This is a genomic window from Pedobacter sp. UYP24 (assembly GCF_054057295.1).
Genome location: NZ_JBSRZD010000002.1, coordinates 734,653 through 754,208, shown reverse-complemented (window position 1 = coordinate 754,208; position 19,556 = coordinate 734,653). Strand labels below are relative to the sequence as shown.

The following is a 19,556-nucleotide window of genomic DNA, read 5'->3' as shown; positions in this document are numbered from 1 at the left end:
CCAATGTTAACAATAAAAACTTCAGATCTTAGTGCGGCGCAATTGCAAAACTACCTTCATTATGCCATTGCGCCGCGACCAATTTGTTTTGCTACAACAATAGATAAGGCAGGTAACATCAACCTCAGCCCTTTTAGTTTCTTTAACATGTTCAGTACCAACCCGCCGCTGTGCATCTTTTCGCCAGCCAGAAGGGTAAGGGATAATACCACCAAGCATACTTTAGACAATGTGCTGGAAGTAAAGGAATGTGTAATCAATATTGTTAATTACCCAATGGTACAGCAAATGAGTCTGGCCAGTACAGAATATGCCAAAGGTGTTAACGAATTTGAAAAGGCCGGTTTTACCATGCTCAGTTCACAACTGGTTAAACCGCCAAGGGTAAAGGAGTCTCCTGTGCAGATGGAGTGTATCATCAATGAGGTGATAAGCTTTGGCGAAAATCCCGGTGCTGGAAATCTTATTCTTGCAGAGATTAAGCTCATCCACATTAACGAAGAGATTTTGGATTCCGATGGTAAGATTGATCAGGAAAAGATAGATTTGGTGGCAAGATTAGGGGGAGATTGGTACTGTCGCGTTACTGCAGATAATCTTTTTAAAGTACCTAAACCGCTTACTACTTTAGGAATAGGGGTAGATGCACTACCCAAAGACGTACGTCAATCTATGGTATTGACTGGAAACGATCTTGGTTTGCTAGGGAACAATGAAATGCTGCCAACTCAGGAAGAGATAGATGCTATGATGCGATTGCCACAGGTAAAGGAAATTATGGATGCTACAATAGGAGACCCATCAACCCGCGACCGGGAACTACATGAACTTGCACAAAGATTTATTAAAGAAGGAAATATTGGGGGGGCATTGAAGATTGTATTGATGTAATTGATAAGGTAGCTCTTAAAGAATACTGATCACTTTGATGAAACGCTTTTTATAGAAACCTTCGTCTAAACTGGAAATGGTAACCCCGCGTGCATTACCTGAAGAAGAATGTATAAACTTTACTTCATCACCATTAATAGAATAAACAATACCAACATGGCCTGGAGTACGAGACCTGCTGTCGGTTCCGGTAAATAAGATCACATCTCCAATCTTTGCATCTTCAATTTTTTTACCTTCACTGCTTGCAGCGAAATCCCTTGAGGAACGTGGTACTTTAAACCCAAAATTGCTGAATACATAGTTTACAAAGCCAGAACAATCAAAGCCACGTGTGGGGCTGCTTGATGCTACCCTATAACGAATGCCCAGCATAGATTTTGCAAAGTCAAGAAGTGAGCTTGGATTGGTGCTTTTGCTGGTAGTTTCCTTTTCCTTCTGTTCAGGAAGCTTGTTGATCAGCTTGTTAACCATCAGCTGGTATTCAATTGGAATAGTAGTCTGCGACTTTGCAACCGACACACTAAAACAAATTAAACTGAAAAGTATAAAAGTTTTCCTCATATCAATAAGTCCAATATATAGATAAATATCTTCGGACAGGTATAATGTGGAAAACTTGTTAAGGGGTAGTAACTGCTACAGGTAAAGTTTTACCATTAAAGAAACGATGGCCAGTTCTTGCAAAATCAGCTACGTACTTGCCCATTTCAAAAGCCATAACCGGCGATTGGTAACCCGGGAAAGCCAGTTCCAGCATTTCTGTTTGCGCAGATCCCAGCGCCAAACAATTGATCTTAATGCCGGTTTCAACAAGTTCCTGAGCCAAACATTCAGTTAAAGTATGTAATGCAGATTTGCTGGAAGAATAAGCAGAAAGGCCCGGAAACTTTACGCTTCCCTGGAAACCACCCATACTGCCAATATTTAGGATATGACCACCAGAACCCATCAAAGGCAATACATTTTGAATCATATTAAAATGTCCCATCACATTGCTTTCCAGCATCTGCCACATATCAGCAGGTGTAGTTTCCAAAAATGGTTTGTTAACTAAAGACCCGGCATTGTTAATCAGGATGTCTACCGTGCCCAGTCTTTCTTTTAAAAAGGGTAGCAATGCTGCATAATCATCATTTACAATATCAAACTCTACTGGAAGCAGGGTGCAATCTGGTGTTATGCCTTTAGCTATCTCTAAAAGATTACGCAGTTTATCAGCGGTACGCGCAATGCACACCACCTTGTTTTCTTTATTCAATGTAAACTCTAAGGCAGTTTCAAAACCTATCCCGCTGCTTGCTCCTGTAATAATAATGTTCATTCGTCTTCTATTGTTATCAGTTGACTAACAGGATTTGCGATAACATGCAAGCCATCATTAATCAATTTTTGGTGATCCTTTTCATTTAAAGCCTTCATCTCCAGGTAAATCTTTACTTCCTTTGCCAGGTCGCTCTGTATTGCATTATGGTGCAAAATTTCTAAGATCTCCATCGAAGCCAGCCAATCATGCCGGTGTCCTGTTTTTAAGCTTTTAAATAGTTCTGGTAAAAATACATCACTTTCTTCGCCCTGCCGAATTTTGCGTACTTTTTTATAAATCTCATGTAGGTTAAGCATTTTCTCATCATAAACCAGCGAATGTGTCTGTTGCTTACTCACATAAGTGAGTTCTTCATATGCATCCTTATCTGCCGCACCATTAAATACAGAGACTATCTTTTCCCCAATAGCCATATCATAATTACCCCATTCCGGCTTAAACAAAATGTTGCCATTCTTTTCCTTTACCGTACAATTGTCCATGGTAATTAAGCAGGTCTTCTCGCCGTTCTTATGAATTACCTTAATGACCCCCGTAATCGTAATGCCACTTTCAAATTCCAACTCCGCATTAAGCATAAGGCCTATCCCGCATGCAGCTAATTCCTGCACAGACATCTCTTCAATAGGAGTAGCATGGCCCAAAAGTTTGCCAACAGGCGATGAAAACCCATCTTTATGGTGATCCTTACCATGATCCGATAGCTGGATGTTGTTTGTAGATAAGGCAGATGGGCCAGTAGTTTTAATAAAAGTAAGTTCATCATCTTTAGTCAAGCCCAAATCAGTAAACACACCGGTAACCTGTAAACCAGAACTATACACCGCAGTAGCAGGGTTTTTACAGTCCACTGCTTTCAACATGCCATCAGCACCACCGGTGCGGAATGCCATCGTATTCGCAAATCCCTCTAATACATCAATTAGGTTTTGGAAGGTTTCCGTAACAAATAACTGGGGCTGTGTTTTAGTAATGTCGTAACTATAATCTACGGTATTTTCGTTGTACCACAGCTTTTTAACTTTTTGCTGCATGCAGCTGGCACTCTCGCCAATTGACGAAAGTAAACCCGCACCATATATTTTAGGGTCTTCTAAAGTCCCAATTAAACCATATTCTACCGTCCACCAATGTAACCTGCCGAGCAATGCCATTTCAGAAGGATCGCCCATATCTTCCGCTATCCGCTGTAATTGTTTTTCTGCTTTTGAAATCGCCGTCGCCGGTGTATCCATCGCTTCCTTTAAAATAGACAGCGTTCGTATGGCTTCATAAAGCTCAAAATCTTTGGCGGAGAACATTGCCTTTGCGCCTATAGAACCGAAATAACTTAAATAACTGTTGTAATCTGCATCAGCAATGATAGGAGCGTGACCAGCAGATTCATGTATAATGTCAGGTGCAGGTGTGTATTCGATATGATTGATCTGCCGGATGTCTGCCGCAATAACCAACACACGGTAAGCCTGGTATTCCATAAAGGCTGCGGGCGGGATAAAACCATCAACGGTAACCGCACCCCAGCCAATTTTACCGAGACTATCATTCATGGTTTGCAGGTTAGGAATATATTCTATGCTCAATCCAGCACGATTAAGTCCTTTTATATAAGGATAATAAGCAACGTTTTTAAGGTAACTGTAGTTCTGGCGCATTACATATCGCCATACTGCCTGATCTACTGGCGTATATTTTTCATAATGCTGCTCCACAATAAACTGCCTCAAATGCTTGGGCAAAGCAGCAACCTGCGGATTATTAAAATCGTTAAAATCGCTCATTTCTGAATATAGAAAGTTAGTTCAGTAAAGTTAGTTACTTTTTACTTCCTAATGCTAATAGTAATGGTAAAGTGCTTTTGAAGGAATTTACTGAAGATAAAAAGACTGTCAAAAGGCTTCTGCAATACTTACATAAAATCCTTTTTGGCGGGCTTCATGAAGGCGTTTTTCCCCTATGCCATAATCAAATCTCATGCTAAGCCCCTTAGCAGGATCATAAAAATATCTTAGGCCTGCGCCAAGGTCGGGCTTTAGTCTATTCCAAGCCAGGTCTCTTTTGCCCCATACCGTACCTGTACCTAAAAATATTACACTACCTAGTCGTTTGCTATATCGGTAACGTAGTTCTGATTGCATAGTAATTAGGTGCTGGTCCCGAAATCTTCCGGTATAATAGCCACGCATCATTTCATCGCTTCCCAATTGAGGCAGAATATAAAAGGGAAGATGGCTGCCCACTACAGTTTGAAATATTCCCTGAGTGCCCCACACCAGTTTCCTTCCTAAAGAAGTGAAGTTTCTCAGGTTTAAGGTAACCTTACTTCCTGTGAAACTTTCTCTGCCAAAAAAAATGGGAGCATACTGATAAGTTGCCCTTCCAAAAAAACCTTTTGTAGGATAATTGTTAGAGTTTCGTGTATCATAACTTTGGGATACACCAAGAAAAACTACTTTTCCTCCTCTGTTGCCCTGTATGCTGGGACTAAAACCTGAGGCCGAGTTATTCCAATGATGATCAAAGGCGTAATGCTCAAATCCAAGGGATACCCCAGTGTAGGTATCTTTTATAAAACTCCGTTCAAGATCAAATAGCAGTTGTATCGCCTGCTCTTCAAGACGTGTTTCATCGGCTTGCCGTGTGCGGTTACCTATCCCATAAAAGCTGAATGGAAGTTTCCTAAACCTACTCTCCACCATAGCATGATACCGGTTTCCTTTACTCCAGGCATCTCCATATAAACTAAGACTGTAAGTTTTCTTTGTCGAATAAGAAAGGTTTGCCGAAAAATTTGAACTCCTGTTTAGGGTGTCAGTTTTATCGGCATAAAAAGAATATAATGCACCCATACCAAATTGAAAGCCACTTTCCTGAGAATATCCAAATACAGGTAAGGGCATGAAACTTGCACCCCTTGCAGAATCTCCCTGATTGCTGAGCAGCTTCCTGATTAGCTTCATCTGAGCCTTTAAAGAGATGGAGCAAATAACAAATACCAGAAGAAAAAGCATTTTTTTCATGGAAACAAATATTGCTTTTTCGTCTCCTGGAATATCTGCGTAACAGAAATTTGCAGTAACGGGTAGTTTTTTATGGGGATGTATATATTACTCGTCAATATTATAAAGAAATCGAATTCAAACATAGTCAATTGATTCATGAAATTTCCGATACTGGAATTATACTTGTCGTCGTGTACACTAAAACGATCAGGCTTGACAGCCCTTAAGAAATTTCTGATAATAAAATATAAAAGCACCGAAAAATTCGGTGCTTTTATAAGCGGATATTAATTATGCTGGGTTAATGCTATTTAAAAACTGTATCTCAAGCCCAATTGCATCTGGTAACGAGAGGCAAAGAAATCCTTTGAGTACGATGTAACATCTTTCTGTGCAAAGGTGTAAACAGGATAAGCGGTTGGTGTACCAGCAGTTGCGACCTTTATACCTACACTTGCCATTGAATTATAAGTGTTTGGAGAGAAATACTGAACTCCCCAGTTCTTGTTTACCAAATTGGTTAAATTTACAATATCATAAGTTAAAGTCAATACATGAGGATGTTTCCCTTTAGAGGTCTGAATGTCTTGAGAGAACCTGAAATCTGCCTGCACATTCCATGGAGTTCTCGCACCATTTCTCGCTGTGAAATCTCCACGGCGGCCGGCTAAATATTTGTCACTATCAATGTAAGCATCAAATGCTGAAGCCTGTGCAATTCCATCTGCAGTATTTGCAAAGAATTTGGTTGTTTCACCGGCTGCAGGAATGTATAGAAGACTCACAGTTTGTCCAGTTCCATTGATCCTCGTATTAACTAATCCTAATGAATATGGAGAGCCAGATTGTCCGCTAAAGAATAAGGAGAAGTTAGATATGTACTTACCATTCTTTGCCCAATCCAACCTATAATTCATGGTAGAGATAATTCGGTTACGGATATCAAAATTTGAATACGCGATACCTGGATTATTCGGATTTAAAGCTTGATTCAATTGCCAGTTAGATTCCATTGAATTACGGATCCCATTTGCGATATCTTTTGATTTTCCGTAAGTATAAGCTACCATAAAATCTAATCCGATAGGAAGCGATTTGCTAATCTGTGCAGTTAAACTGTATTTGTAACCTTTGTCTGTATTTGATAAAAGGTAGGCATTTGTATACAAAGGATTGATCTTTGCAGAATAAATTGGTTGTTGTTTTTGTACATCATAAACCAAGTATTTTGGGTTGTCAACATAATTAATTTGTTGAAATTGTACATCCTTGATTGTCTGACTAAAAATTCCCTCTACCGTAAACTTCCATTGATCGTCTGTTTTATAATCGAAAGCTAAATTACTTCTCCATGCTTTTGGCATTTTAAAATTATTATCCACTAAATCTACCTGGGTTGGGCCAGATGCATCATTAACATTCACGCCTTGACTGGAAGCAAAACCTGCTTCGCCATTACCTGTTAAAGCATCTTTAATTGGATCTGTTCCTGCAACGGGTACTACCGGAGGGGTACTTTTATAATTATAACTCTTATCAAACGCACCATAGTTTACACCGTTATTGTAATAGGCATAACCAATCCAGGCAAAAGGAACACGACTAGTAAATAGGCCTGTTCCGCCGCGTACAATCAGACTTTGATCACTAAGGGCATCGAAATTAAAGCCTAAACGAGGGGAGATTTGTACCTTATTTAAGAACTTTCCTGAGATTGCTGAAGGTTGAGTATAGGTATATGTTGTGCCATAATTAGGATCAACAGGAGAATTTGTTGTTTTACTACTTAACGTAGGCATATGAGGTAGATTAGCCATATCGAACCGCAAGCCGGGTGTTAATTTTAAACGATCGCCTACTCTAATTTCATCCTGACCATAAACGCTGTACATATTAACATTAAATGCTGCCGTTGGATTTGCAATAATGTTATCACGACTATTGTCATCATAATTATAATTGGTACGAACTCTACTAGGTCTGTTACCGAGGAAGTCTGCAATGCTTCCATAATTTACGCGACCATTCCATGAGTTTACAAAACCATAATCGATGTTATAAAACTCGTTGTGTGTACCAACGGTAAAAGTATGGTTGCCCTTGCTAAAGCTATAGTTGTCCGTAAATTCAAAAGTATTTTGCTTCATGTTAAAGATACTGGCTTCACGATCAGTACCCAAAAACAATGTTCCTCCGTTTGAAGATATTTCGATTTGTGGCAAAGCAGGATTAGACGTAGGGTTACGAAAATCATGAACAGTAGAGTATCCGATAATTAGGTTGTTGGTTGCCGAATTTTCAAAACGGGTTTTTAAATCAGCTACAGTAGATGACTGGTTGTTGTTTTGTTTAAAATCGATACTGCCAAATCTAAAATTAGATTGATCTCTCTCTAAATTTGTAGCTTTTGATAAAATAGTATTGTTTCTGATAGTTAACTGATTATTCTCGTTAATGTTCCAATCTAAACGGTTAAAGAACTTATTAGACTGAGAATAAATATTGTAATTATCAAAAGAACCTGCGTCTACACTATAAGCTGTTTTCATGTGGTCTGAGATCTGCTGTGCTTCAGATGAAGTAAGCAGTTTCATGTCAGGAGAACCAGCTGCCAGGATTATAGGATCCTGTCGGCGTGTAATTTCCTCATTGGTAAAAAAGAATAATTTATCTTTAATGATTGGGAAACCAACACGGAAACCTGTTTGATAATCGTAAAATGCGGAAGGTTCTTTAGCGTTATCCCCAATTTTATTTTTACCAATTAGGGATGCATTACGACCATATCCATAAACTGAACCGGTTACATCATTGGTACCTCCACGAGTTACCGCATTAATGCTTCCGCCCAAAAAGTTACCCACCTTTACATCATAAGGAGAAAGTAAAACCGTTACATCCTGAATGGCATCTAAGGAAACCGGATTAGTACGTGTACTGCTTCCCGGCATACCAGAACTACCACTTTGACCACCTAATGATGGGCTAAAACCTATGGCATCGTTATTAATTGCGCCATCGATTGTTACATTATTGTACCTAAAGTTGGTGCCGCCAAATGTATTGTCTTTACTTCCCTGAGGTGTAATACGAGTTACATCCTGTAAACTACGATTCATAGTAGGCAATGTTTTAATCTGTGATTCTCCAATTCTTGTACCAGCACCAGATTTTGTTGATCCTTTTTGCGCACTAACTGTCACTTCAGCAAGTTGGTTGCTTTGATCTTGTAAATTGATATCTAACTTTAGATCAGAACCTAAGGTTAAAAAAATGTTTTCTTTAACTATGGGACTATAACCTACATAAGATACAGTGATTTTGTAAGGTCCACCCGGATTTAAGTTTCCGATACGATAAAGACCTGTTTCATTTGATGAGGCTTTAATAATTGTACCAGTGGGTACATGTACCATAGTAATGGTTGCGCCAGGAATGGTTCCTTTTTCATCTTTAATCTTCCCATTGATACTCGATGTGGTTACCTGAGCATGCGCCGTGGTAATTAGTACCATGAAGATACTGAAGAGGCAAACTAAACGTGATTTCATTTTCTGTTGATTTATTTTGACACAAAACAACAGTCCTAATGTTAATTTAATGTTACTAACAAATTAATTTTAATATAATTTTAATATAATGTTTACACAATAAGAATAATAAGGATACATCTCCTTAATGCAGTTGTATTTGCAGGAGTAGGGTAAAGAAGTAATTGTTGCAAACATCATTAACAAACATGAAGATTTGATGAAGTTTATAGTGCAGCTCATTTCAGCATATAAAAAGTAAGCCCAGTAAAATCGATTGGGCTTACTTCCTAACTCTAAAAGTAAAGTGCTTTTGCAGGAAGTAGCTGATTAAGGAAAGCGTTATGGTGATAAGGGCTTGGGCAATAGATGGATAAAAATTTAGACCTTCTACCAGATATTTAATGAGCGCATAGTTTAATACTAAATTCATGCCCAACACTGCGGCATACCTAAACATCTGTATCCTTCCTTTTAAGTTGGATTGAGTAAAAATTAGGTATTTATTGAGTACAAAACCTATAATAAATGCAACAAAAGTACTCATGACTAGCGCCGCAACGTGCGCAGTAACCAACTTAGGAATTAATGGAATATTTACATGAATATCTTGTTGATGCAATATATAATTGTAAGCCAAATAGAAACTCACGATACCAGATGCCGCCGTACTTCCACCAGATACCATGTACCTGAACGTATGCAAGGGTAACCAGCGTGAAAAGGGTGGATAAAAAAAGTCTATTATTTTTAATAAGGCTTTACGCATTCAGCTCATTTATATTGCTGCAAAGTTATCAGAACCTTTTATAATACCATGTAACAAATCATTTATAGGAACAATGGGTTGTTTATCTAGGCAGGGCTACAAAATCTGTAACAGAACAATATTTATAACCTTTATGCCGCTGAATACTTACCCCTACAAAATTGAATTTATAATCATCACTAATAATTAATTTTCTGTGCCCCAGATCCGGAACACCCCTGTCAAGCAACAACATGCAAATATTAGCCAAACCACTAGAGTATCCAAATGCTAAATTTTCACCACTTGCTTTTCGGGGATACATTTTACCGATTCTATCCTTTACTGTACGCCCATCCAAAGAATTATGTGTGGCATAATTGTTCTTATTCATGTCTTTGGCATGTTGATCCGCAACCCAGGTCATGGCCTCATCCGGCCAAAAAGCTGGTAAATCTTTTATTTCTTTTAAGTCGTTTTCTAAACTCTTGTAATATTTATCCGTACGGGAAATTTTCAGCTCATTATAATTGCTGTATTGCTGCATTTGTTTGTTATGCTGGTCTACAAAATCCTGAAAATAGGTGTTAAAGAATTTTTCGCCATCCATACGTACCAAGTTCATGTATATCACTACATCCTTTTCCTCACCAGTAAGGTATTTAGCATCCCCGGCAGTATTGGCATTCCTTAATTCGTCTTTAGACCAGGCTTCATCTGTTTGTGAATTTACCTTTTCAATAGAAAAGATGAAAACCGTTAAAGTAAAAAAAATGATTAAACTCATTGCACGCATATTGGAGTAACGCAAAATGCGGGCCTTAGTTTACGAATGGGTGCAAATAAATATGATGTTTATGAAGTTTACTCAATAATAGTAACCTCGCCTAAATATTCATTGGTCGAAGCAAATTCCAATTCTTTCGAATAAAAACTAATATAGCAATGAACATTTTTACCCCAGAATTCTTCCGGTGCCATCAGCCTGATTGTACCGGCTTCTCTTAAACCTCCATCAGTTAGTAGGAAAAATCCTTTTTCTTCAGGACAATATAGCACTAACAAAACTTGATCAGTTGCGGCACGCAAATTATTGAAAGGACCGTTTGTCCAGTTAAAATCTATCGATTTACTTTCTGTAGATACTACACTTGGAGACCAGGCGCCATGTAAATCGCCTTTGCTGATAATGAGATTTGGAAAGTCCACGCACATGTCTGGATAGGTGCCAGTTACGCTATGCGTCATGTTGTATGAAAGTGCCCCATTCATTGCTGAGGTTTGAACGTAATTCTGAAAGCAGATCTCTATAATTTCTTCGATGCCTAAAAGAAAGCCCCTCAATAATATCATTTTCATCCGTTGCGCCAGTTGTTTTTCTGTCGCGGGTTTATTTGATATTCTAGGTAAACTACGCATGTAGTCTATACCCCGCCATGAGGCGCCAATTACAGCGCCTATTTTGCCTGAAAAGGCACCTAATATTCCGTTTTTATACTTGCCCAATTGTGCTAAGAGTTAATTCAAATTGGTTGTTAAAATAGTCCTTTTTTGCTATATTACAAAATAGGACTTGAGTCGGGACAAGGTATAGACTGATAGGTATCATGTTATATGCATCGTCTCACCTTACCCACACCTTATTCACATATTCTTCACAAAAAAGTACCTGATTGTGGTTTTTGTGTGAAGGAGATGTGAACAAAGTGTGAAAAAGCCTATAACCTGTGAAGAAGCATATATTAAGTTGGCCATATCCTGTAACCTACCTTGAGCTTTGGTTGGTTTTGCGTGTGTATTGGGCGCTATTGTTCTAACCGTTTTTAGTTTTGTGCCAGTTAAGAATAAGAAAGTTTGATCAATAAAAAATGCCCTCAAAAAGTAGCTTACTTTTTGAGGGCATTGTATTTTAAGTACAGGCTTTTAAAAAGCACTGCACGTTAACATATCATACTATTTCAATAGATTTTTCCAGCTGGTTTTGCTTTCAATTAACGATTGCAAATCTTTAATTTCAATACGTTGTTGTTCCATGGTATCGCGGTGGCGAATAGTAACTGTGTCGTCTTCGAGTGTTTGGTGGTCGATGGTTAAGCAGAATGGGGTACCTATAGCATCTTGTCGGCGGTAACGCTTTCCAATGGCATCTTTTTCTTCGTAAATACAGTTCAAGTCTAGCTTTAAGCTATTCATGACCTCCCTGGCTTTTTCAGGCAAACCATCTTTTTTAGTAAGCGGGAAAATAGCAACTTTGATGGGAGCCAGGCAAGGGTGCAGACGCAATAAAGTTCTGCTATCTTGTTTGTCTTCCGTGCTTAGATCTTCCTCTTCGAAGGCATTGATCATGGTAAGTAGGAACATCCTGTCTAAACCAATGGAAGTTTCAATAACATACGGAATATAGTTTCCATAAGGCTTACCATCTTCATTCAGTTCAGAATCAAAGTATTGCATTTTTTTACCTGAGAATTCCTGATGCTGAGAAAGATCGAAATCTGTTCGGCTATGGATACCTTCCACTTCTTTAAATCCGAATGGGAATTCAAATTCAATGTCAGTTGCGGCATTGGCATAGTGTGCTAGTTTTACGTGATCGTGAAAGCGGTATTTCTCTGCGGGAGTTCCTAAAGCCATGTGCCATTGTAAACGGGCTTCTTTCCAGTAGGCAAACCATTTCTGGTCTTCGCCGGGACGAACAAAGAATTGCATTTCCATTTGTTCAAACTCGCGCATGCGCATAATAAACTGGCGCGCAATCACTTCATTTCTAAAAGCTTTACCTATCTGTGCAATACCGAAAGGGATCTTCATCCTGCCAGATTTTTGAACGTTAAGGAAGTTTACAAAGATACCCTGTGCAGTTTCTGGTCTGAGGTAAACCTCTTCAGAACCTTCTGCCATGGCACCAAACTGTGTGCTGAACATCAGGTTAAACTGGCGTACATCTGTCCAGTTGGAAGTTTTAGAAATTGGACAAATTATTTTATAGTCTACAATTAAGTCTTTTAGTTGAGATAAGTTTTCAGACTTAAGCGCTAGGTTCATTTCTACTTCTAGAGTTAAGCCTTTCTTAACGAATTTCCATCTTGGTTCATCCGTGAAAGTCTCAGAACTTCCATATTCTGAACTTTTAAAACCCGGCAACCAGCCAGCCAGGCTCTCGTCTCTCCAGGATAGCATATTGTGCTTGAATACTTCAAATTTCGCTTTATTCTCTTCATTGAAATTTGCTAATTCAGAATACAATTCATCAATTTTGTTTTCCAGCAACTGATCAGCGCGGTAGCGTTTCTTAGAATCTTTATTATCAATCATTGGATCATTAAAGCCGTCAACGTGACCGCTTGCTTTCCAAATCTTTGGGTGCATAAAAATAGCAGAGTCTATCCCTACAATATTTTCGTGCATTTGCACCATGGCTTTCCACCAGTAAGATTTAATGTTGTTCTTTAATTCAGCGCCAAGCTGCCCGTAATCGTAAACTGCGCTTAGTCCGTCATAAATTTCACTGCTCTGAAATACGAAACCATATTCCTTGGCATGTGATATCACATTTTTAAATTGCTCGTCGTTGGTGTTTTTTGCCATAATAGTGCAAATATATAAGTTTCATCAATCAAAAGAGCTTTGATCTGCTTTAGACATTTTTATTATTAATGGAATATTTGGTATTTTTGTTAGCATGACACTACAGCAAAGACTAGCAAATCTAATTAATAAAATAGGTTCCATTACAGATGAAGATGCGCTAATTATGTTGGAGCAGGAATTGTCTTACTTTACCCGTGCTAACGGTAAGGATATTGTAGATAGCTTGAAACCTTATCAATTAGCAGAACTAACGGGCATGGTTAATGAGCCCTCAGAATTGGATACTGTTAACGAGGATGCGTATAAGAAGGCTACTGCAAAATGGCGTTTTAATGAGCATTAAAGTACAAAACCTTTCTAAACATTACGATAAGCAGAAAGCTGTGGATTCCATTAGCTTTGAAGCGGGTCCGGGTAAGATATTGGGTTTTTTGGGGCCAAATGGTGCTGGGAAATCCACCACTATGAAAATGCTTGCGGGCTACCTTAAGCCTACATCTGGAACAGCCGAACTTGGAGGCTTTGATGTGGTGCAGGAGGGCATTGATGTAAAAAGGATTTTGGGTTATTTACCGGAAAACACGCCTTTGTATAATGATATGTATGTTAAGGAGTTTCTGCAATTTGTAGCCAATACATACGGTTTAACGGATGTTCCAAAGAAAGTGGAAATAACGATAGCACAAGTTGGACTAGAATCTGAGCAGCATAAAAAGATCGGCATGTTATCTAAAGGATACAAGCAACGTGTAGGCTTAGCCCAAGCTATTATTCATGATCCGCAGGTATTGATACTAGATGAGCCTACATCAGGTTTAGACCCAAATCAGCTGACAGACATTCGTGAGCTGATTAAAGAATTGGGTAAAAAGCGTACAGTAATTCTGTCTACTCATATTATGCAAGAGGTTGAAGCACTGTGTGATCAGGTAATTCTGATCAGTAAAGGTGTTATAGTGGCTAATGCCAGTTTGGCCGAGCTAAAGGCTGCGCACGCTCCTTTATCATTGGAAGATATTTTCAGGAAATTTACAGCCTAGTTCAGATTATCGTTAAATGCCCCAATTTCTCTACACTTGTCGTTTTAAATTATAGTGCTGACTATTAGTCATTTAAAGTCAGATATTCGATATTGGCATCTCCTTGGCCTGGAATTTGTAATTGTGTGTTCAATCAAATTAAATTTTAAACATTTCAATTTTTAAAATCATGAAAAGATTAATATTAACAACAGCAATAGTAGGTATTTTAGGGTTTAGCAGTGCATATGCACAAAAAAAGGATCCAGCAATGAATGGAGCTAAACTGGGTATAGGTGCAGAGTTTGCTTTTCCAACGGGTAATAGCGGCGATGCGTATGATTTTGGTTATGGGGGTTCATTACAATTTCAGAAACCAATTGCTAATAGTTTGAATTTTACCGCCTCTGCGGGATATCTGAATTTTAAAGGTAAAGAATATCCTTATGGCCCAGTTACTGTAGCTGCCAAAGATTTTTCTGCTGTGCCTTTGAAAGCAGGACTGCGTTATTTCGTTGCAGAGAATGTTTATTTAGGAGGTGAGCTAGGTGCTGCTATAGGAACAAGTGACGGTGCGGGTACTGCTTTCGCTTATGCACCCAGTGTTGGTGTAGAGTTTCCTGTGTCTAATAAAGGTTCAATTGACCTTGGAGCGCGTTATGAAGGATGGTCTAATAAAACTAATAACTCCTATTTACCTGTGAAGAATTTTGTAGGTTTAAGGTTAGCTTATAACTTCGGTTTGTAAGGATTTAGTATAGCATATTAATAGGCTGTCTCAAAATATTGAGATGGCCTTTTTTATTGACTTAATGCTTCTTTACTATTTCCTTTCTCACACGGCTAAGCGTTTCTGGTGTAATGCCTAAATAGGAAGCTATCATAGCTTGGGGAGCCCTTACTAACAGATCAGGGTATTTATCTACAAAATCAAGGTATTTTTGTTCTGCAGTATACGCAATTGCAGTATGAATTCTGCTTTGACTGGTAATAAAGCTTTTGTTGAGAATCGCATTCACCATATCGTTAAAAGCGGGTATCTCTCGACAAAGCAATTCGAAATTTGTTTTAGTGATGAGTATTAATTCGGTATCTTCAATGGCATCTATGTTGTTTTTGGATGGCTCACCGGTAAGCAGGCTGGCGCGGTCACCCGTCCACCAGTTCTCCTTTGCAAAACTTACAATGTTTTCCCGTCCGTTTTGATCAAGACTGTAAAATCTTACGAGTCCTTTAATCACGAAGGCATTGTATTTCCAAACATCTCCCTCCTGTAACAAATACTGCCTTTTACGAAGCTTTTTAACGATGACTACAGCCTTTATTTTATCGTAATCGGCATCCGTTAAATCGGCTTTTTCGCTAATATATTTTTGAAATATTTCAAACATAGTTAAGCAAATATCCCTTTATTTAGGGATATTTGCTTAACAAAAGCTATATTTTATAATGAAACTATGCACTGTATTTAGCCAGCCATTTAGTTTTAATGGCAGCACGGGCATCGATAAATTCCTGATCAGTGCCTTGAGCGACAGCGTCTAGCGGGAAACGCAGTGGACGGCTGCCTTTTTCCATTTCGACAAGCTTTAAGATTCCATCGGCAATGGTTTGCGGATCCATTTTAAATTCTGCCATCTTACTGAACAACGCAGTACCCATCGCTTCGAAATGTTTAGCCGATGTCTCCCCATATTCTGCTATAATATCCGGCTTGTCAGCATTTACACCGGATTTTACACCTGTATTCATTTCAGTTGGATATACCCCTGGCTGGATGCTCACGTTTTCAATATTGTATTGTGCAAGTTCATCCTGCAGACCTTCAGTGATACTTTCTACACCAAATTTTGAAGCCAGGTACGGAATCATGAATGGTAAAGTATGACCGCTTGCACCTGATGTTATATTAATAATCAATCCGTTTTTAGCCGCCCGCATACCGGGCAGTACAGCGAAGATCGTGCGGAGGGTTCCGAAAAAGTTCACTTCAAACATTTGCCTGATCTGATCAAGTGAGTAACCTTCCAGCACACCGTAGCCTGAAACAGCTGCATTATTTATTAGCACGTCGATATGACTGTATTTGATTAACGTATATTCGAAAGCCGTTTTTACCGATTGGTCATCTGTAATATCCACCTCAACTACTTCGATGTTTGGCAGTGCGGACAGTTCCTGAGCTGCCGCCTTATTTTTGCCATTTGTTCCCCGCATACCAGCAATAACGGTATGACCTGCATTTGCCAAGGTAATAGATGTTAACCTACCAAAACCTGTACTTGTTCCTGTTATAAAAATTGTTTTTGACATTTTATGTTTTTTTGATTAGTCAAAATTACCTCGTCAGTAAGAGATGCACATTGATTTTTAGTAAGAAAATCCTTGACTTTTATCAAGTGTTTTAAAGAAAGGCAACGAGTGGTTAACGGAATAATTGCTTCGCTCACTTATATTTCCTAATATCGCTGAACATTAATAATACCTTTTTAAATGAAGAAATATTTAGTGCCATTAGTTCTGTTTTGCCTTTTAGGATCATTTGCAGCCCAAGCACAAAAAAGTGGCCCTGTATTGGGTATCGGGTTTGATTTCGCATTTCCGCAAAGCAACTTTGGTAACCATGCCAATTACGGAACAGGTCCTTCCATTGTTTACCAAAATGGCATCACTAAAAGCCTTAATTATACATTTAGTGTTGCTTATTTAAGATTTAATGGAGATGGTGAATTTCTTAATGTAAAATACAGGGAAAGTTTTGTGCCTATAAAAGTGGGATTACGGTATTTCTTTAGTGAATATATTTATGGAGGCGGGGAGGCAGGCGTTTCTTTTTCTTCTGCAAATGGCTCGGGCAGTGGCACTTCTTTCGCCTATGCGCCAACATTGGGTGTAGAATTTCCAGTAAGTAATAAAGGTAGTATTGATTTGGGAGTAAGGTATGAGGGTTGGTCCAGAAGTAGTGGCGCCAGATCATTCATAGGACTAAGGGCTGGTTACAATTTTTAATTTAATAGATGTACGCAGTATTTAAAAGAGAACTGTTTAGCTTGCAGAACTCGCTGATGGCTTATATCACCATCGGTGTTTTTTTATTGGCTTCTGGATTGCTACTTTGGTTCTTTCCTGATACGGCTATATTGGATTACGGTTATGCAGAGTTATCGGGCTTCTTTAATCTTGCCCCTTTCTTGTTCCTTTTCCTTATTCCCGCATTAACCATGCGTTCTTTTGCTGAAGAAAGAAGGGAAGGTACTTATGTATTGTTGGCCACCAGGCCATTGAGCGACTTGGAAATTATTCTGGCTAAATATTTTTCGTGCTATGTACTGGTCATCTTTTCGTTGCTGCCAACATTGGTGTATTATATTTCAATTTATAAGCTGGCCTTACCGGTAGGAAATGTAGATACTGGCGCTGTGATAGGCTCTTATATTGGTTTATTACTATTGAGCGCTGCCTTTACTGCGGTAGGTATTTTTGCTTCATCCGTTACTAAAAATCAAGTTATCGCCTTTGCGGTTTCTGTATTTATATGCTTTATAGCTTATAATGGATTTGATGCCATGAGCAGGATATTCGGACTAAGATCATTTGAAGGCTTATTGTTAAGCTTAAGTGTTAATGAGCATTACCAATCTATAAGCAGGGGGGTGTTGGATACGCGAGATCTGGTATACTTTATCTCCTTTGTGATTTTCTTTTTAGCATTAACCAGGTGGGTTTTGGGAGGTAGGAAATGGTAAAGTCTGGCAATAGGAAACTAATTAACGGTTTTGGACTTTTGATAGGTATCATTTTGATCAATGTTTTTGCACAGTACTTTTATGCAAGGATAGATTTTACAAAAGATAAAAGGTTTACACTTAACCCGGCAACCCGTTCTTTATTAAAGAATGCACGAAAGCCAGTTTCGATAACTGTGTTTTTGGATGGGGATTTACCTGCGGCTTTTAAACGGTTAAGAAATGCAACATTTGATTTGTTGAACGATTATAAGGGTTATGCGGGCAGTAATATTAAGGTGAATTTTGTTGATCCGATAGCGGGTTTATCAGGCGCCCAACTGGATAGCACGCTTAGTCATTTGCACAAACTCGGGATTGATCCCACTACAATAGATATTAAGAACGACAATGGTTTTGCACAGAAAACTTTGTTCCCAATGGCGCTTGTAGAGGGTGATGGATTGGGTTTTCCTGTTAAGTTACTGCAAAATCTTGATCCTGGGTTGAGCTACGAGGAGCGGATTAATAGTGCGATAGAGAACCTGGAATACAGTTTTACAGCTGCAGTGCAAAAAGTGCTTACTGGGTTGCACCCACGTATCGGATTTACAGAAGGTAATGGTGAGCTGAATGATGCACAGCTTAGTGATGCCATCAATACCCTGGCTGATACCTACGAAATAGGCAGGGTAAACCTGGATGTGATTAATAAAAGCGGATTGGACAATTTAAACCTGATTGTTGTTGCAAAGCCTCAGCGGGAATTTACAGAGGCTGAAAAGTATAAGCTGAACTATTTTGTAATGAATGGGGGCAGGGTGCTCTGGAGCATTGATCAGGTAAGTGCAGAGTTGGATAGCATGAGCAATAAAGGCGAGCAATTGGCTTTTAATAAGAAATTAAACCTGGATGATATGCTTTTTATGTATGGTGCCAGGATAAATTATAACCTGATAGCCGATGCCAATTGTGCGGAGATTCCTTTAAGTACTGGCGGTGCACAAGGGCAGATCCAGATGGCCCCATGGGTATATTACCCTTTATTGATCCCGGATACAAGTAATACGATTGTAAAGAACATAGATGGAGTAAGATCGGAGTTTGTTAGTACCGTGGATACTATTGGTGTACGGGGATTAAAAAAAACGGTAATATTACATACGTCAGGCTTTAATAAGATACACAATACGCCAAAACTACTGTCGTTGCAAATGGTTTCAGAACAACCAGACCCTCGTGATTATGCAAGCGTTCCACTTGTTGCAGGCGTATTGATAGAAGGTAGTTTTCCTTCGGTATTCCTTAACAGGGCTGTGCCTGCAGGTATTACAGAACCCTATGCCCTTCCTGCACAAAGCAAGCCGGGTAAAATGGTGGTGATAGGAGATGGAGATATATTCAAAAATCAGGTGAGCAGTAAGGACGGTTCGGTCTTTCCATTGGGTTATGATCGATATTCACAGCGTACTTTTGGAAACAAATCCTTATTGCTGAATCTTGCAGACTACCTGGCTAACGACAATAATCTGATTGTTTTGCGCAATAAAGAAGTGAAAATCCGGTTGCTGGATAAAGCAAAGTTAAGAACTGAAAAATTGCAATGGCAATTGATTAATATTGGTACTCCGCTAGCAATGTTGATATTGTTTGCGATTTTTCAACATTATTACCGCAAGCATAAGTATGCAAGGTAATTTTTCTATTTTTGAGAACTGACTAG

The 19,556-nt window shown here is 38.9% G+C and carries 18 protein-coding genes; 7 read left to right on the top strand and 11 right to left on the bottom strand.

Going from position 1 to position 19,556, the window contains the following annotated elements; genetic code table 11:
- Positions 1-3 precede the first annotated feature (3 nt).
- Complete coding sequence (locus ACVWYN_RS08025; RefSeq protein ID WP_457288319.1) at positions 4-891, top strand: flavin reductase family protein; 888 nt, start codon at positions 4-6, stop codon at positions 889-891.
- A 15-nt stretch (positions 892-906) separates the two neighbouring features.
- On the opposite strand, the gene ACVWYN_RS08020 is transcribed toward ACVWYN_RS08025, so the two are convergent.
- From ACVWYN_RS08020 to ACVWYN_RS07980, 9 genes are all read right to left on the bottom strand, one after another.
- Positions 907-1,455: a C40 family peptidase gene (locus ACVWYN_RS08020; RefSeq protein WP_457288318.1), complete on the bottom strand. Its 549-nt coding sequence runs from the start codon at positions 1,453-1,455 to the stop codon at positions 907-909.
- A gap of 58 nt (positions 1,456-1,513) precedes the next feature.
- Positions 1,514-2,215, bottom strand: coding sequence for an SDR family oxidoreductase (locus ACVWYN_RS08015; protein ID WP_457288317.1), 702 nt, complete (start codon positions 2,213-2,215; stop codon positions 1,514-1,516).
- Positions 2,212-3,999, bottom strand: a complete 1,788-nt coding sequence (locus tag ACVWYN_RS08010) for an aromatic amino acid hydroxylase (RefSeq protein WP_457288316.1) — start codon at positions 3,997-3,999, stop codon at positions 2,212-2,214. The genes ACVWYN_RS08015 and ACVWYN_RS08010 overlap by 4 nt, the downstream gene beginning before the upstream one ends.
- A 108-nt stretch (positions 4,000-4,107) precedes the next feature.
- On the bottom strand, positions 4,108-5,238 hold the full coding sequence (locus ACVWYN_RS08005; protein ID WP_457288315.1) for a BamA/TamA family outer membrane protein: 1,131 nt from the start codon (positions 5,236-5,238) through the stop codon (positions 4,108-4,110).
- Between the two features lie 293 nt (positions 5,239-5,531).
- Positions 5,532-8,771 (bottom strand): TonB-dependent receptor, encoded by a 3,240-nt coding sequence (locus ACVWYN_RS08000; protein ID WP_457288314.1) that lies wholly within the window; start codon positions 8,769-8,771, stop codon positions 5,532-5,534.
- Positions 8,772-9,033: 262 nt separating this feature from the next.
- Positions 9,034-9,519, bottom strand: a complete 486-nt coding sequence (locus ACVWYN_RS07995) for a GtrA family protein (RefSeq protein WP_457288313.1) — start codon at positions 9,517-9,519, stop codon at positions 9,034-9,036.
- A gap of 82 nt (positions 9,520-9,601) precedes the next feature.
- On the bottom strand, positions 9,602-10,285 hold the full coding sequence (locus ACVWYN_RS07990) for a CAP domain-containing protein (RefSeq protein WP_457288312.1): 684 nt from the start codon (positions 10,283-10,285) through the stop codon (positions 9,602-9,604).
- Positions 10,286-10,362: 77 nt separating this feature from the next.
- A complete protein-coding gene (locus ACVWYN_RS07985; RefSeq protein WP_457288311.1) occupies positions 10,363-11,004 on the bottom strand; it encodes a DUF6266 family protein in 642 nt (213 codons plus the stop codon).
- A 447-nt stretch (positions 11,005-11,451) separates the two neighbouring features.
- Positions 11,452-13,086, bottom strand: a complete 1,635-nt coding sequence (locus tag ACVWYN_RS07980; RefSeq protein ID WP_457288310.1) for a glycine--tRNA ligase — start codon at positions 13,084-13,086, stop codon at positions 11,452-11,454.
- Positions 13,087-13,180: 94 nt separating this feature from the next.
- Between ACVWYN_RS07980 and ACVWYN_RS07975 the strand changes: the two genes are divergently transcribed.
- The 3 genes from ACVWYN_RS07975 to ACVWYN_RS07965 all read left to right on the top strand — a co-directional run bounded on the left by ACVWYN_RS07975 (position 13,181) and on the right by ACVWYN_RS07965 (position 14,856).
- Positions 13,181-13,432, top strand: coding sequence for a hypothetical protein (locus ACVWYN_RS07975; RefSeq protein WP_457288309.1), 252 nt, complete (start codon positions 13,181-13,183; stop codon positions 13,430-13,432).
- Positions 13,422-14,129: an ATP-binding cassette domain-containing protein gene (locus ACVWYN_RS07970; RefSeq protein ID WP_457288308.1), complete on the top strand. Its 708-nt coding sequence runs from the start codon at positions 13,422-13,424 to the stop codon at positions 14,127-14,129. Before ACVWYN_RS07975 ends, ACVWYN_RS07970 begins: the two co-directional genes overlap by 11 nt.
- Before the next feature lie 169 nt (positions 14,130-14,298).
- Positions 14,299-14,856 carry an outer membrane beta-barrel protein gene (locus ACVWYN_RS07965; protein WP_457288307.1) on the top strand — a complete coding sequence of 186 codons (558 nt, stop codon included), beginning with the start codon at positions 14,299-14,301 and terminating at the stop codon, positions 14,854-14,856.
- A gap of 61 nt (positions 14,857-14,917) precedes the next feature.
- Here the strand turns inward: ACVWYN_RS07965 and ACVWYN_RS07960 are convergent, their stop codons facing one another.
- Together ACVWYN_RS07960 and ACVWYN_RS07955 are read right to left on the bottom strand one after the other, a co-directional pair.
- Positions 14,918-15,499 (bottom strand): Crp/Fnr family transcriptional regulator, encoded by a 582-nt coding sequence (locus tag ACVWYN_RS07960; RefSeq protein ID WP_457288306.1) that lies wholly within the window; start codon positions 15,497-15,499, stop codon positions 14,918-14,920.
- A gap of 64 nt (positions 15,500-15,563) precedes the next feature.
- Entirely contained in the window at positions 15,564-16,421 is an 858-nt protein-coding gene (locus ACVWYN_RS07955) for an SDR family oxidoreductase (protein WP_457288305.1), read from the bottom strand.
- A gap of 180 nt (positions 16,422-16,601) precedes the next feature.
- On the opposite strand from ACVWYN_RS07955, the gene ACVWYN_RS07950 reads away from it, so the two are divergent.
- The 3 genes from ACVWYN_RS07950 to gldG are packed head-to-tail and all read left to right on the top strand — an operon-like array spanning position 16,602 to position 19,530.
- Positions 16,602-17,117 (top strand): hypothetical protein, encoded by a 516-nt coding sequence (locus ACVWYN_RS07950; RefSeq protein WP_457288304.1) that lies wholly within the window; start codon positions 16,602-16,604, stop codon positions 17,115-17,117.
- 8 nt (positions 17,118-17,125) lie between these two features.
- Positions 17,126-17,854 (top strand): gliding motility-associated ABC transporter permease subunit GldF, encoded by a 729-nt coding sequence (gldF, locus tag ACVWYN_RS07945; RefSeq protein ID WP_457288303.1) that lies wholly within the window; start codon positions 17,126-17,128, stop codon positions 17,852-17,854.
- On the top strand, positions 17,848-19,530 hold the full coding sequence (gene gldG, locus ACVWYN_RS07940) for a gliding motility-associated ABC transporter substrate-binding protein GldG (protein ID WP_457288302.1): 1,683 nt from the start codon (positions 17,848-17,850) through the stop codon (positions 19,528-19,530). Before gldF ends, gldG begins: the two co-directional genes overlap by 7 nt.
- Positions 19,531-19,556: the final 26 nt, after the last annotated feature.